The following is a 15006-nucleotide window of genomic DNA, read 5'->3' as shown; positions in this document are numbered from 1 at the left end:
TATCTTGGTTCTCAATCGGAGTAAAACTATGCTGACCATCATCGAAAATCTGCCTGCCGCCATCGCCCTGTCGGGCCTCGTACTGCGCCTCTACCTGGGCGCCCAGCCCGAGCAGGACGCGCAATAAGCATCCCTCGAATGAAAAAAGACCCGGCCGCTCACGCTGCCGGGTCTTTTTTTCGTGCGGACGCATCAGCTGCGCGGGGCGCCGTTCAGGTGCGAGTTACGCATGCCGTACAGGAAATAGGTCAGGATCGCGGCCGTCATCCAGATCGTGAAGATGGTGAAGGTGGTGCGCGACAGGTCGCGCATGATGTACAGGCAGGCCAGGATGCTCAGCCCCGGCACCACGTAGGGGCCGAACGGCACGCGGAAGCCGTCCACGCCATTGCCGTTTTCACGGCGCCGCATCACCGGCACGGCCATCGAGACGACGATGAAGGCCGTCAGCGTGCCCATGCTGACCATGTCCCACAGGAAGGTGGCGTCGACGAAGCCCGACACCAGCCCCACCACGCTACACACGATCAGCGTGTTGCTGACCGGCGCGGCCGTGCGCGGGTTGACGGTCTGGAACGCTTTCGAGATCAGACCGTCGCGCGAGATGGCGAACAGGATGCGGGTCTGGCCATAAATCGTCACCAGCGTCACGCTGAACACGGAAATGACGGCGCCGGCCGCCAGCACCAGCGCCGGCCAGGTCTTGCCCGTCACGTTCTGCAGGATCACCGCCAGGCCCGCTTCCTGGCCTTCGAACTTGGCCGCCGGCTGCGCGCCCAGCGCCGCCACTGCCACCAGCATATAAAACACGGTGACGATGGCCAGCGCGGCCAGGATGCCGATCGGCACGTTGCGGCGCGGATCACGCACTTCCTCGCCGGCCGTGGCCACCGTATCGAGGCCGATGAAGGAGAAGAACACGGTGCCGGCGGCCGCCGTCACGCCCTTCATGCCGGCGAAGCCCTTGCTGTTGTCGGTGTTAAAGAACGGGAAGAAGTTGTGCGAATCGAAACCGGCGAACGCGATCACGACGAAGAACACGAGGATGGCCAGCTTGATCATCACCATGATGGCGTTGGTGGTAGCCGATTCCTTGGTGCCGCGCAGCAGCAGGAAGCAGCATAAACACACCAGCATGATGGGCGGCAGGTTGATATGGCCCGGATGGAACTCGATGCCCGCCGGCCCCGACACGATCATGGGCGAGCGCAGCAGCGACGGTATGTGCCAGCCGAACGCGTTGACGAGGAAGTTGTTCAAATAGTCGGACCAGCCGATGGCCGTGGCGCTGGCCGCCAGCCCGTATTCGAGCAGCAGGCAAGCCGCCATGATGAAGGCCAAGAATTCGCCCACGGTGGCATAGGCGAAGGAATACGAGGAACCGGAGGCGGGAATGCGGAACGACAGTTCGGCATAGCACAGCGCCGTCAGGCCGGCCGTGATGGCGGCGATCAGGAATGACAGGATAACGGACGGCCCGGCCTTGGGCACGGCTTCCACCATGGTGAAGAAAATACCGGTGCCGATGGTGGCGCCGACGCCGATCATGGTCAGCGGGAACAGGCCGATCGAGCGGTTCAAGCCGCTGCCGGAGTTGCCTTGCGTATGCTCAGGGGTGACATCGACCGGCTTGGTACGGGTCAGTTTTTGGCCCAGTGTCTGGTTCACAGGCTATCCTTGTATCGGTTGCAACGGCAGCGCGGGTAACGCTCCGGCGAGGGTCGGTCAAAAAAACTAAGCGCGATTATAGGGCTTCTTGCCGCCGGCCCCTACAGTAATTTGTGTGCATGAATTGCAACAGATAGTCTCCGCGCGGCCCGGCTTTTTCCGGCCGCCGTTACACATGCTTACTTTTGATACAGCGCAATGTATAGATTGCAGCGGGCCGGGCCGTTAATCTGGCGTCATGCATTACCCGATGACAACCAGGAGCCCAGACATGGAAAAGATCCCAACCGTAACCCGCCGCATTCACCCCCTGATCGCAGGTGCTGCGATTTCGGTCACCGTTCTGAGCCTGGTGGGCACCGCCGCCATCGCCGGCTGGCTGCCTTCGTCCAAGGCCAAGGGCGACATCAATCCCGCCCCGAACAACGGGCTGACCTCGGACCTGGCGCCCGGCCAGGCCCAGCCGCCACTGCCGCCGGCTGCCGTGCAGCAGGCGCAATATGAGCAGCCTCAGCAAGTGCAACAGCAGCAGCCCGCCGTGCACCACACGCCCCGCGTGCACCACAGCACGCAACTGGCCCAGGCGGACGACTATGACCGCCGCGCCCAGTCCGCGCCACAGCCCGCGCCTGCTCCGGCGCCGGCCAACAGCTCGCCCAACTACGTGGGCATCGGCGCCGGCGCCGTGATCGGCGGCCTGCTGGGTAACCAGGTGGGCGGCGGCCGTGGCCGTACCGCAGCCACCATCGCCGGCGCCATCGGCGGCGGCCTGCTGGGCAACCAGATCCAGGAACAGCAGAAGCAGCAGCAACGCTGATGCGCCGCTGATAGCACAATCAGCACAAGCGCTCACACCAGGGCCGCCGCGCTACATGCCGGCGGCCTTGTTGTTTTCCGGGATCAGGCAGCGCGCACCACCATCAGGCCCGCGCGCAGCCCCACCCGCACATCCGGGTTGGGGAACACGACGTATTCCTGTGCGTGCCGCACGGTGTACACAGTGTCGCCGTCGCGCGCGATTTCCGCGCCCTGCGGCAGCGCCGTAAAGTTCTGGGTGTCGCGCCCGAACGCCATCTTGAACTGGTCACTCAGCTTGATGATCTGTTGGGCCGTGTTGAAGATGTGCGGCGCCCGCCCCGCCGCTGCCGGCGCCACGCCGCGCAGCAGCGCGTCCAGCGCCTGCGCCGCCTCGGCGAACTGGCCGATGTCGTTCTGGCCCAGCGTGCCGATGCGGCCCAGCTCCACCGTGGTGCCGGCCGCGCCGTGGTGCTCGGACGCGTAGTAGCTGTACGTTCCCGCCGACTGCGGGTTCATGATGATGGCGCCGATGCCGGCCGCGCCCAGCCAGTCGATCAACTTGCCGCGCGCACCGGCCTCGATCAGCTCGGGCACGATGGCAAACGTCGGATAGACGGACGGCCGGATCGCCGTGTGCAGGTCCAGGTGCCAGCGCACGGGGCCGGCGCCGTCGAAGAAGGCCGTGGTGGCAGCCATCATCACGTCGGCCCGCGCTGCCTCGGCGGTGCCGGCCAGCGTGCCCCGCTCGGCGCGGAACATGCGGTTCAGGTCCGCGTCGATGAAGCGCTTGCCTTCGCGGATGGCGCCGATATTGCCCACGCACAGCATCAAGTCCACCGCCAGCTTGGTCGCGTCATGCGACAGCGCCTCGAGCAGGTGGGCCACCACTTCGATCGGCCCCGTCTCGTCGCCATGCACGCCGACCGACACCAGCACGCTGGCGCGGTCCGGCGCGCCGGCACGCTTGATGGTCAAGATGCCGTCCGCCGGCTGCGCCACGGTGAAACCGGCGTGGGTAAAGCGCCCGGCCACGGCGCTGAAATCCGCCTCGGCCAGGGCCCGCACGGCCTCTGGCAGCGCGCCAGAGGAAGTCGTTTGCGTCATGCTCATCCGATCAAGCCGCCACGGTTGCGTTGCTGGCCTCGGACAAGGCCCACACGTCCAGCATGGCCTGTTCCAGGTCCGCCGCCGGTGCGTAGCCGGACAGGCCCAGCGTGCACGTGACCAGCTCCACCGCCTCGTTGGCGTCGTGGCCATCCGTGGCACGCTGCAGCACCTGGGTCAGCAAACGATGCTGGGTGCGGCGCAGCGCGTGCTGGGCGTAGCTGCGCAACTGTTCCTGCGACTTGCTGCGGGCCGGCAGTTTCAAGCCTTTCTCCAGCGTGGCGATGCCGGCCTGGGCGCGCAGGTTCAGGCCCACTTGCAGGAAGGCTGGCAAGTCCATGCCGGCCGGCCGGTTGACGGACAGCGCGGCGAATACAAAAGCCGCTACCGTTTCGATCGCGTCCACCGCCTTCCACGCTTGCGCGAACTCGGGGCGCAGGCCGGGCACGGCGTCCGCGTCGGCGCTGCCGTCGGCCGACGTCAGTTGCTTGAGCAGGTCGGGCGTGGCGAACAAGCGGGTCAGCTCGGCCAGGCCGCCGGCCGCGCGCAACTGCTCGGCCGGTACCGACAGCACGCCTTCGATCACGGCCTTCTGCAGGCTGCGGGTGCGGCCATCGACCTTGATCGAGACGGCGCGCGGAATCTGCAGCGCGTCGGCATCGAGCGTGTCGAACACGGACGCCAGGCTCAGGGCCGACCATGCCTGGCCCCAGGCCTGGATCACGTCCGCCTCGTCCACGTTATGCGCGGCCGCCAGGTCGCGCAGCATCAGGGGGCCGCAACGGTTGACGGCTTCGTTGGCCAGCACGGTGGCCAGGATGGCGTTGGCCAGCGGGTGCGCCAGCGCGCTGCGGGTGGACACCAGCAGGGCCGGGAAGTAAGGCTTCAGCACCGACTCGGCCCAGCTGTGATCCGTCAGCGGCAGCGCCGACAGGATGCGCTTGTAGCGGTTCTTGACGTTGGCGATCACCACCGCCAGTTCCGGCGTCGTCAGGCCACGGCCGTCAGCCTTGCGGCGCGCCAGTTCGGCCACCGTGGGCAGTTGTTCGAGATCGCGCGACAGCGCCCCCTCTTCCTCCAGGCTGGCGATCAGGGCCGCGTAGCCGTCCTGCACCGACGCTTCCGACTGCGCCTGCGCCTCGCGCACCAGCAAATGGGTTTGCAGCGTGTTGTCGCGCAGGACCAGGCGTTCGATGTCGGCCGTCATGTCGTTGAGCAGGCGGTTGCGGTCCGCCTCGGCCAGCTGGCCGGCGTTCATCTCCACGTCCAGCCACATCTTGGCGTTCACTTCATGGTCGGAGCAATCCACGCCGGCCGAGTTGTCGATCGCATCGGTGAAGATGCGGCCGCCGGCCAGCGCGAATTCGATACGGCCGGCCTGGGTCGCGCCCAGGTTGCCGCCTTCGGCCACCACCTTGCAGCGCAACTGGTTGCCGTCCACGCGGATATGGTCGTTGGCGCGGTCCTTCACTTGCGCATGGCTCTCGGCCGAGGACTTGATGTAGGTGCCGATGCCGCCGTTGTAGAACAGGTCCACCGGCGCCTGCAGGATGCGGTGCATCAGCTCCTCAGGCGACAGCGCCGTTTCCTCGATGGCCAGCGCGGCGCGGATCTGCGGCGACAGCTCGATGCTGCGCTGCGTGCGCGGATAGACGCCGCCGCCGGCCGAAATCAGTTCCTTGTTGTAGTCATCCCACGACGAGCGTGGCAGCGCGAACATGCGGGCGCGCTCGTTGAACGATGCTTCCATGTCCGGGTTCGGATCGAGGAAGATGTGGCGGTGGTCGAACGCGGCCAGCAGCTTGAGTTTGCGCGACAGCAGCGCGCCGTTGCCGAACACGTCGCCGGACATGTCGCCTACGCCCACCATGGTGGTGGCGGTGGCGTGGATGTCGTGGTCCAGTTCATAGAAGTGGCGCTTGACGGCTTCGAACGCGCCCTTGGCCGTGATGCCCATCTTCTTGTGGTCGTAGCCGTTCGAGCCGCCCGAGGCGAACGCGTCGCCCAGCCAGAAGCCGCGCTGCACGGCGATCGAGTTGGCGATATCGGAGAAGGTGGCCGTACCCTTGTCGGCCGCCACGACCAGGTAGGGGTCGGCGCTGTCGTAGCACACGGTGTCGGCCGGCTGCACGATGTTGCCCAGCACGCGGTTGTCCGTCATCTCCAGCAGGCTGGCGATGAACAGGCGGTACACGGCTTCGCCTTCGGCCGCGATGGTTTCACGCACGGCGTCCTTCGGCATCTGCTTGCACACGAAGCCGCCCTTGGCGCCAGCCGGCACGATCACGGCGTTCTTCACCATCTGCGCCTTGACCAGGCCCAGCACCTCGGTGCGGTAGTCTTCCATGCGGTCGGACCAGCGCAGGCCGCCGCGCGCCACCGGGCCGCCGCGCAGGTGCACACCCTCGAAGCGGCGCGAGAACACGAAGATCTCGCGGAACGGACGCGGCTCCGGCACCAGCGCCAGGTTGGACGTGTCGAACTTGAAGATGATCTTGTCACCCTTCTGCGCGTTCTGGAAGTAGTTGGTGCGCAGCGTGGCCAGCATCAGGTCGATGATGGCGCCCAGGATTTCCTCGCTGTCGGCGTGGTTGACGGCGGGCAGGCCACGCTTGATGTCGTGCATGGCCTGCTGGGCGGCCATGCGGCGCGCCTCGTCCAGCGCCGGGTCGAAGCGCTGCAGGAACGCTTGCACCAGCTCGCGCACCACGGCCGGCTGCTTGCGCAGGCATTCGGCCACGTAGCGCACGGAGAAGCGGCTGCCGGCCTGGCGCCAGTAGCTCATGTAGGCGCGCACCAGCTGCACTTCGCGCATGCTGAGGCCACCTTCGATCACCAGGCCATTCAGGCGGCCATCTTCGGCGTCGTTATTGAACAGGGCCGTGAACAGTTCCTGCGCCACGTTCACCACGTTGGGCTGCGCCAGCTTGGCGGCACTGGCCGCGTCCACCGACAGGCTGCTGACGAAATGGCGCTGGCCACCCACGTTGATCGAGTGGGCGCGTTCGCGATCGATCGCCACGCCCGCATTGTGCAGGGCCGGCAGGATGGTCGACAGGGCCGGCACCTTGTCCACGGAGTACAGGCGGATGGTGGTCGCTTCGTCGGCCGTCTCGATGCGCACGGCCACGCGCGACGGATCTTCCATGCGCAGCAGCGAACCGAGGTCGCGGAAGGCCACGGCCGGCGCGGTCGATGCCACGTACTCGGCCGGCAAGGTGGCGCACAGCTTGCGCAGGCTGGTGCGCATCGGCACGTCGAACACGGCGTCAGCCAGGGCGGCGAACTGGTCGTGCCAGCCATCGAGCACGGCCAGCAGCGGTTGTTGAATATCCGTTTCCAGGTCCAGCGGGTAGCGGGCCGCGTGGGCGATCAGGTACACGCGGGCCAGCGGACCGTCGGCCACCAGCGTCTGGGAGCTGATGTGGGTGGCGCCGGAACTACCCTGCAGCGCCTTGGCCAGGGCCGACGCCACGCTGGCGCTGTAGCGTTCACGCGGCAGGTAGACCAGCACGTTCAGGTGGCGGGCATACACGTCGCGGCGGGCGAACACCTTGGTGCGCGGCTGCTTGTACAGCGAGACGACGGCGCCGCACACTTCGGCCAGCCATTCCGGTTCCGCTTCCAGCGCCTCCGTGCGCGGCAGCGATTCCAGGATCTCCACGAATTTCTCGGCGCGGAAACCTTCCTGGCGCACGCCGGCGATGCTCAGCACCTTGGCGATGCGCCCGCGCGCGAACGGCAGGCGCGCCAGCGGGGTGGCCGTGGCGGCGCGGGTGAACAGGCCCACGAAGCAGTATTCGCCAAGGATGGCGCCCTGCGCGTTCACGTGGCGAACGCCGATGAAGTCGAGCTGCTGGTCGCGGTGCAGCGTGCCTTCCACGTCGGCCTTGACGATGGACAGGGTGTGATTGCGCTTGGACAGTGTGTCGAAGTCGCCGGGGATATTGGCCAGGCAAGTGCCGTAGACAGGGTGGCTGGTGTCCTGCAGCACGCCGATGCGGCTGGGGATGTCGCGTTCCAGTTCACGCTCGCCCGGTTTCACCTGGTAGTAGGCGTAGCCAAACGGCTCGAAGCCTTCCGTGCGGGCCCAGTCCAGGAACGCCGCCACTTCCTGGCCCTCCTCGCCGTTGACGGCGGCCGCTTCGGCCGCCACGGCCTTGAAATGCTCCAGCATGGCGCCATGGTCGCGGTGCACCACGGCCGCGTCGCGCGCCACCATCTCGATGCGGGCCAGCAGCGCGTCCAGTTCCGCCTGCGGCAGTTCCTCGGCCAGCAAGCACATGACGTAGGACTCGGCCTTGTCGCCGGGCTGGCCGACGGCCGTCACCACGCCGTCGGCGCCGCGGCGCACGGACAGCACGGCGTTCAGCACGCCGTTGGCGGCCACGCGCTGGTGGCGCATGGCCATCACGATGGAGTCGACCAGGTAGGGCATGTCGTCGTTCAGGATCAACAGCGCGGTGGCCATGCCGCCGCGGCCGTCCGCGTAGCGCAGCGCGGCGATCTGGCAGCCGGCGGCGGCGCGCCTGGACGCCCGCGTGAAACCATCCCACAACGCCGGCGCCAGGCTGTCGGGCGCGATGCCCGCGAAATCCTCGACGTCCAGGGAACCGAGCCAGGCGCTGATCAGGGCCGCAACCTGGCTGCTGTCGGTAGCAGGCTTGCTGGCGTTGACCAGGTCGAGCGTCTGCTTGCGCAGGTCTTGTGGCATTTGTTTCATCTGTTTTCTCCGTTAGTGTTTTGAGTCCGGCCGCGCGCTCAAACTTGTGGCCTGGCGCCGCAGCCGGATACCGCTAAAAGAACGGGGTTGGCCCGTTCCAATTCTTTTCTAACCTATGCAACGTATTTAACCGCTTTCGCCCGGGGCCGTCCACTTAAACCGGGGACAGACCCTGCGCGCCATGCACCCTGGCCTTGGCCGGCGGCGCTGGTCGCGGGGTCAGTCCCCTCGCTGGCGGCGCTGGTGCATCTGTCCCCTTGCTGGCGGCGCGGGTTCATCGCTTTACAAATCGTACAGGCCGGGCAGGCCCAGGATGCGGGTCAGCTCCTCGAGCGCCGTGTGCACTTCGATGGCCAGCGCCGGATCGGCCAGGTCGGCCGGCTCCAGCCGGTCGCGGTAGTGCTTCTCGACCCAGGCCACCAGCGTGTGGTACAGCTGCTCCGTCATCACCACGCCCTGGTGCATGGCGCGCGCCTCGGCGTCCGTCAGCGCCACGCGCAGGCGCAGGCAGGCGGGCCCGCCGCCGTTGCGCATGCTCTGGCGCAGGTCGAAGTGAATCAGTTCGTCGATCGGACCGCCGCTGGCCACCAGCTCCTGCAGGTAGCTGGCCACGGCCGCGTTCTCCTGGCATTCGTGCGGGATCACCAGCGCCATCTTGCCGCCATCCTTGGACAGCAGCTGGCTGTTGAACAGGTAGCTGGCCACGGCGTCCGCCACTGATACCTTTTTGGTATCAACACGGATGGCGTTCAGCTCCGCGCCCACGCCCTCCATGGCGCGGCGCAGCTGCGCCAGGCCGCCCGCCTCGTCCGCGAACGCCTGCTCGTGGTAGAACAGCACGTTGCCGTTACCGACCGCGATCACGTCGTTGTGGAACACACCCTGGTCGATCACGTCCGGGTTCTGCTGCAGATAGACGGTGCGTTCACTGCTCAAGCCATGCAGGCGGGCCACGGCCTGCGACGCTTCCAGCGTCTGGCGGGCCGGATAGCGCTTGGGCGCGGGGGCCGAAGCGTCGAACTCCACGCGGCCATACACGAACAGCTCCACGCCCTGCTGGCCGTGGCTGGCGCACAAACGCGTGTGGTTGGCCGCGCCCTCGTCGCCGAAGGCCGGGGTGCCGGGCAGCGCGTCATGCACGGCGAAGTGCTTCTCGTCCTTGAAGATGGCGCGCAGGCTGCGGGCCGACTGCGCGTGCTCGAACGCGCGGTGCAGCTTGTTGTTCAAATTGGCGGCCGTGAAATGGGCGCGGCCATCCGCGCTGTCGGCCGACGGGCTGACGGTGGCGGCGTTGGCGGTCCACATGGGCGAGGCCGAATAGGCGCACGCCAGGATCACGGGCGACTCCTTGTAGGCCTTGGCCAGCACTTGCGCGTCCGTACCGGTAAAGCCGATGCTGCGCAGCAGGCGGAAGTTGGGCCGGTCCTGCGGCGGCAGCAGCGCCTGGCCGAAGCCGCGCGCGGCCAGCGCCCGCATCTTGGCCAGGCCCTGCAAGGCCGCCTGCCTGGGATTGGAGGCGCTCTTGACGTTGCTGAACGAAGCCACGTTGCCGAACGAAAGGCCGGCGTAGTTGTGCGATGGCCCGACCAGGCCGTCGAAGTTGAATTCGCGTGCGGAGTTGCCCATGATGGTCCTTAGAAGTGCATGCCCGGCGACAGCTTGGCCGGCATTTCAAGCGCGCTGTTCTCGATCGAAGCGACCGGGTAGGCGCAGTAGTCGGCCGCGTAGTAGGCGCTCGGGCGGTGGTTGCCGGACTGGCCCACGCCGCCGAACGGCGCGCTGCTGGCAGCGCCCGTGGTGGGGCGGTTCCAGTTGACGATGCCGGCGCGGGCGCGCACCTGGTAGGTCTTCCACAGCGCTTCGTCGTTCGAGATCAGGGCCGAGGCCAGGCCGAAGGCGGTGGCGTTGGCGGTCTTGATGGCGGTGTCGAAATCGGCCACGCGGATCACCTGCAGCAATGGGCCGAACCATTCCTCGTCGGGGATGCCCTTGGCGTCGGTGACGTCCACGATGCCGGCCGTGACGAAGCCGGTGTTCTCGTCCAGCTGGCGCATCTGCAGCAGCGTCTTGCCGCCCTTGGCCACCATGTCGGCCTGGGCCTGCACCAGCCGGCGCGCCACGGCGGCCGATACCACGGGGCCCATGAACGGCGCCGGTTCCGCGTCCGGCGCGCCCACGGTCAGTCGGCTGGCCACGTCCACCAGGCGCGCGATGATGGCCTGGCCTTGCGCATTGTCGGGCACGATCAGGCGGCGCGCGCAGGTGCAGCGCTGGCCGGCCGAGATGAAGGCCGACGAAATGGCCATGAACACGGCCGCGTCGATATCCTTCACGTCCCAGATCACGAGCGGGTTGTTGCCGCCCATTTCCAGCGCCAGCATCTTGCCCGGCTGGCCGCCGAACTGCTTGTGCAGCGCGGTGCCGGTCTGGCAGCTGCCCGTGAACAGCACGCCGTCCAGCTGCGCATCCTGGCCCAGCGCGATGCCCGTGTCGCGGCCGCCGTTGACCAGGTTGACCACGCCGGCCGGCAGGCCGGCCTGCTGCCACAGCTGCACCGTGCGCACGGCCGTGCGCGGCGCGAACTCGCTGGGCTTGAAGACGATGGTGTTACCGGCGATCAGGGCCGGCACGATATGGCCGTTGGGCAGGTGGCCGGGGAAGTTGTACGGGCCGAACACGCCGAACACGCCGTGCGGACGGTGGCGCAGCACGGCTTCGCCGTCGGCCACCTTGTTGTGGGTCTCGCCGGTGCGCGCTTCATAGGCCTGCACCGAGATGTCGACCTTGTTGGCCATGGTGGTCACTTCCGTGCGCGACTCCCACAGCGGCTTGCCCACTTCCTCGGAGATCAGTTGCGCCAGTTCCTCGGCGTTGGCCTTGAGCAGGTCGCGGAAACGGGTGCAGACGGCGATCCGTTCCGCCAGCGGGGTCTGCGCCCAGCCTTCGAACGCGGCGCGCGCGGCGGCGCTGGCGCGCGCCACGTCCCGCGCCGTGGACTCGCGGCTGGCCCAGGTCTGGCGGCCGGTGGCCGGATTGACGGTGACCAGTTCGGCGCCGCTGCCGGCCAGCCATTCACCGGCGATGAAGTTGCTTAATGCGTTGCTCAATGGGGTGTTCGCTTCAGACATTTGGGTTCTTCCTCACGTTGAGAGACAGGGTGCGCACGGTGTCGCCGGTATGGCAGTGCAGCAGCTTTTGTTCAGCTTCGGGCAGCGCGATGGCGCCGTTGACGGGGGCCGCATGCGACAGCAGCATGCGGAAGTCGCGCATATTGGTGTTCGAGACCAGCACCGGCTCGGCCGGCGCCGTCTCCGGCGCGCAGGCCGTGTCCCAGTCGCCGGCCGGACCGATCTGGGCCAGCGTGCTGTCGCGCATGGCGCGCAGTTCGGACACGCGCGCCTGCAGCACAGGGCCGGCGTCGAAGATGTCGACATAGCCTTCGAAGTGCATGCCTTCCTGCTCCAGCAGGCGGCGCGCCGGCGCGGTCGATGGATGCACCTTGCCGATCACGTCGCGCGCTTCCTGCGGCAGGTAGGCCACATACAGCGGCTGGCGCGGCATCAGCTCGGCGATGAAGGACTTCTTGCCCAGCGCCGTCAGCTCGTCCACGTGGTTGAAGTCCATCTTGAAGAAGTGGCGGCCCAGGCCCTCGTAGAACGGCGAGCGGCCCGCCTCGGCCTGGTAGCCGCGCATTTCAGCGATCAGCTTTTCCGTGAACAGGTGCGGGAACTGGGCGATGAACAGGAAGCGGCACTTGGACAGCAGCTTGCCGTTGTTGCCGCTGCGGTAGTCCGGATGCAGGAACAGCGAGCACAGTTCCGTGCTGCCCGTCAGGTCGTTCGACAGGTACAGCGTTTCCATGCGCGTGAACACGTCGAGCTCGCGGCTCGAATGCACCAGCGTGCCGATGCGGTAGTTATAAAACGGTTCCGTCAGGCCGACGGCGCTCTTGATGGCGCACACGCCGGCGATGCGGCCCGTGTCGGTGTCCTCCATCACGAACATGTAGTCGCGTTCGTGCGGCGGGATGGTTTCGGCGAACGATGCCACGGCCACCTTGACCCGGTCGCCCAGCATCTTCATGTCCGGCTTGAGCGTGGTCATGCCGCTGCCGACCTGGGTGGCCATGACGTACAAGGCGTCGAGATCGTCGGCCTTAATTGCGCGTACAACTAGCATAGGATTTCCAATGTTTGACTGAGTGCTTACAGACGGACGCAGACCACCGTGTCGCCATCGGTCACCTGCAGCGCGGCCTGCACGGCCGCCGGCAGCGCCACCACGGCCAGCGATTCGAGCGGCGCGCAGGCCATCACGACGGCGCGGAAGTGCTGGTCGGCGCCGGTGGCGATGGCGTAGGTGACGGGCGGCTCGCGGTTGCGGTCCGGCTCGGCCGGGCAGGTGGCCACGCGCCGCTGCAGCGCGCCCGTGAAGGTGCGCAGCGCGTGCTTGTGCGCTTGCAGGATAGGGCCGCCGTCGAAGATGTCGATGTAGTCGTCGGCCTCGAAGCCTTCGGCCGTCAGCAGGTTGAACGCCAGTTCGCCCGACGGGTGGATCTGGCCCATGGCCGCCTGGGCGTCGCCCGGCAGCAGCGGCACGTACACGGGATAGTGGGGCATCAGCTCCACGATCAGGGTGCGGTTGCGGGCGCCGCCGATCACGCGCTCGGCGTCCAGGAAATCCATCTGGAAGAACTTGCGGCCCAGCGCGTCCCAGAACGGCGAACCGCCCTGCGCGTCCGTGATGCCGGCCAGCGGCACGAAGAAGCGCTCGGCGAAACGCTGCGGCGCCAGCACGGCGAACAGCAGCCGCGCGCGCGACAGCAGGGCCGCTTCCGGCGCATCCTGCATGGTGGGATCGACGTAGAAGGTCGACAGCTGGGAGTAGCCCGTCAATTCCGAGCACAGCGTGAGCGCGTGCACGCTGTGGCTGATGTTCAGGTCGCGCGACACTTGCTGGATCACGTCGTTGCGGAACGAGAAATAGGTGCCGTTGGAACCGGCCGCCGCGTAGATCGACGCGGTGCCGAGGATGGTGTGGTCGGCCAGCGATTCGAGCACGAACAGGTAGGATTCCTCGCTGGGCATATCGACGTGGGCGGCGAACGAGGCGATCGAGCGCTCGACCAGCGCCGTGATCTTCTCGCGCGTCTTGGGCAGCGTGTGCACACCCGGCATGGTCACTGCCGCCAGCGCTTCCAGGGCCGCGATATCCGCAATTTCTACCGGACGGACAACATACATGGGAGCTCCTTCAATTTCTAACCAGGCTTGCGGATGCCGGTGGGGTAAAACGCAGCGCTCCCGCGCGAAGGCGGGAGCGGCGGGTTGCGGTGCGGTCGCTTACGCTGCCTTGAGCAGGTCGTCCAGCGCGGCGCGCAGCAGGCGGTCGGCCTGGGCGATCTGGGCGTCCGACACGATCAGGGCCGGGGCCAGGCGCACCACTTCGGTGCCGGCGATCAGCAGCATCAGGCCTTGCGCTTCAGCGGCCTTCTGGATGTCCTTGGAGCGGCCCTTGAAGCCTTCCGCCACGACCATGCCCAGCAGCAGGCCGGAACCGCGCACGGTGGTGAACACCTGCGGGTAGTCGGCCACCACTTTTTGCAGCGTGGCCACCAGGTTCTTGCTCGCTTCCTTGACGCGCGCCAGGAAGGCTGGCTGGTTGATCGTCTCCAGCACGTTCAGGGCCACGGTGGCGGCCATCGGGTTGCCGCCGTAGGTGGTGCCGTGGCTGCCCACGCCCAGGTTCTTGGCCAGTTCGTTGGTGGTCAGCATGGCGCCGATCGGATAGCCGTTGCCCAGCGCCTTGGCCGAGGTCAGGATGTCCGGGGTCACGCCGTAGCCCATGTAGGCGAACAGGTCGCCCGTGCGGCCCATGCCGCACTGGACTTCGTCGAAGATCAGCACGGCGCCAGTCTTGTCGCACAGGGCGCGCAGCTCTTTCAGGAAGTCGGCATCGGCCGGCACCACGCCGCCTTCGCCCTGCACCGGCTCGACCACCACGGCGCACACGTCATCGGTGATGGCCATTTGCGCCGCTTCGATGTCGTTGTACGGAATGTGGTCGATCGATGGTGGCAGCGGCTCGAAGCCTTCCGTGTACTTGGCCTGGCCGCCGACGGAGACGGTGAACAGGGTGCGGCCGTGGAACGAGTGGAAGCACGACACGATGCGCGACTTCTGTGCGCCGAACTTGGTGTGGGCGTGCTTGCGGGCCAGCTTCAGGGCCGCTTCGTTGGCTTCGGCGCCGGAGTTGCAGAAGAAGGCGCGGTCGGCGAAGGTGGCTTCGGTCAGCGCCAGCGCCAGGCGCAGCACGGGTTCGTTGGTGTAGCCGTTACCGAGGTGCCACAGGGTGTTGGCCTGCTTGGTCAGCGCTTCGACCAGCACGGGATGGCAGTGGCCCAGCGAGTTGACCGCGATACCGGACGTGAAGTCCAGGTACTGCTTGCCGTTCTGGTCCCACAGGTCCAGGCCGGCGCCGCGCACCGGCACCATGGCCGACGGGGCGTAGGTCGGCACCAGCACCTCGTCGAAGGTCTGGCGAGTTACAGGACGTGTGGTCACGGTCGAATCAAGCTTGGCGTTCATGGCTATCCCTATCAAAGTGGGGTCGGTGGCGGCACGGGGCCGCGCGGGAGCACCCATTATAAAAAGCGGGATGCTAAAACTCTTTTGAAATCGCGACAAGGATTTTCATTTTTGCCCGGCCGGGAT

Annotated in this window: 9 protein-coding genes; 1 reads left to right on the top strand and 8 read right to left on the bottom strand. The window is 67.1% G+C overall.

Annotated elements, in window-relative coordinates:
- Window positions 1-192 precede the first annotated feature (192 nt).
- The gene (locus H3H36_RS17355; RefSeq protein ID WP_182219359.1) at window positions 193-1668 is read right to left on the bottom strand and encodes an APC family permease; all 1476 of its coding nucleotides are present in this window, start codon (window positions 1666-1668) and stop codon (window positions 193-195) included.
- Between the two features lie 271 nt (window positions 1669-1939).
- Here H3H36_RS17355 and H3H36_RS17350 point away from each other — a divergent pair, with 271 nt between their 5' ends.
- On the top strand, window positions 1940-2485 hold the full coding sequence (locus H3H36_RS17350) for a glycine zipper 2TM domain-containing protein (protein ID WP_182219358.1): 546 nt from the start codon (window positions 1940-1942) through the stop codon (window positions 2483-2485).
- A gap of 83 nt (window positions 2486-2568) precedes the next feature.
- On the opposite strand, the gene H3H36_RS17345 is transcribed toward H3H36_RS17350, so the two are convergent.
- From H3H36_RS17345 to astC, 7 genes are all read right to left on the bottom strand, one after another.
- Window positions 2569-3570: a succinylglutamate desuccinylase gene (locus H3H36_RS17345; protein ID WP_182219357.1), complete on the bottom strand. Its 1002-nt coding sequence runs from the start codon at window positions 3568-3570 to the stop codon at window positions 2569-2571.
- Window positions 3571-3580: 10 nt separating this feature from the next.
- Complete coding sequence (locus tag H3H36_RS17340; protein ID WP_182219356.1) at window positions 3581-8293, bottom strand: NAD-glutamate dehydrogenase domain-containing protein; 4713 nt, start codon at window positions 8291-8293, stop codon at window positions 3581-3583.
- A 282-nt stretch (window positions 8294-8575) separates the two neighbouring features.
- On the bottom strand, window positions 8576-9919 hold the full coding sequence (astB, locus tag H3H36_RS17335; RefSeq protein WP_182219355.1) for an N-succinylarginine dihydrolase: 1344 nt from the start codon (window positions 9917-9919) through the stop codon (window positions 8576-8578).
- Between the two features lie 8 nt (window positions 9920-9927).
- Window positions 9928-11421 carry a succinylglutamate-semialdehyde dehydrogenase gene (gene astD, locus H3H36_RS17330; protein WP_182219354.1) on the bottom strand — a complete coding sequence of 498 codons (1494 nt, stop codon included), beginning with the start codon at window positions 11419-11421 and terminating at the stop codon, window positions 9928-9930.
- A complete protein-coding gene (gene astA / locus H3H36_RS17325; protein WP_182219353.1) occupies window positions 11414-12472 on the bottom strand; it encodes an arginine N-succinyltransferase in 1059 nt (352 codons plus the stop codon). Before astA (H3H36_RS17325) ends, astD begins: the two co-directional genes overlap by 8 nt.
- A gap of 26 nt (window positions 12473-12498) precedes the next feature.
- Complete coding sequence (astA, locus tag H3H36_RS17320) at window positions 12499-13536, bottom strand: arginine N-succinyltransferase (protein WP_182219352.1); 1038 nt, start codon at window positions 13534-13536, stop codon at window positions 12499-12501.
- 99 nt (window positions 13537-13635) lie between these two features.
- Complete coding sequence (astC, locus tag H3H36_RS17315) at window positions 13636-14880, bottom strand: acetylornithine/succinylornithine family transaminase (protein ID WP_182219351.1); 1245 nt, start codon at window positions 14878-14880, stop codon at window positions 13636-13638.
- Window positions 14881-15006: the final 126 nt, after the last annotated feature.

The organism is Rugamonas fusca, from assembly GCF_014042365.1.
GTDB classification, from domain to species: domain Bacteria; phylum Pseudomonadota; class Gammaproteobacteria; order Burkholderiales; family Burkholderiaceae_D; genus Rugamonas; species Rugamonas fusca.
This window is presented reverse-complemented; position numbering and strand designations above follow the sequence as displayed.

Excerpts from the sequence above, each read along its gene's own strand:
- H3H36_RS17350 (WP_182219358.1), top strand. The coding sequence starts at position 1,940 with ATGGAAAAGATCCCAACCGTAACCCGCCGCATTCACCCCCTGATCGCA.
- H3H36_RS17345 (WP_182219357.1), bottom strand. The coding sequence starts at position 3,570 with ATGACGCAAACGACTTCCTCTGGCGCGCTGCCAGAGGCCGTGCGGGCC.
- H3H36_RS17340 (WP_182219356.1), bottom strand. The coding sequence starts at position 8,293 with ATGAAACAAATGCCACAAGACCTGCGCAAGCAGACGCTCGACCTGGTC.
- astB (WP_182219355.1), bottom strand. The coding sequence starts at position 9,919 with ATGGGCAACTCCGCACGCGAATTCAACTTCGACGGCCTGGTCGGGCCA.
- astD (WP_182219354.1), bottom strand. The coding sequence starts at position 11,421 with ATGTCTGAAGCGAACACCCCATTGAGCAACGCATTAAGCAACTTCATC.
- astA (WP_182219353.1), bottom strand. The coding sequence starts at position 12,472 with ATGCTAGTTGTACGCGCAATTAAGGCCGACGATCTCGACGCCTTGTAC.
- astA (WP_182219352.1), bottom strand. The coding sequence starts at position 13,536 with ATGTATGTTGTCCGTCCGGTAGAAATTGCGGATATCGCGGCCCTGGAA.
- astC (WP_182219351.1), bottom strand. The coding sequence starts at position 14,880 with ATGAACGCCAAGCTTGATTCGACCGTGACCACACGTCCTGTAACTCGC.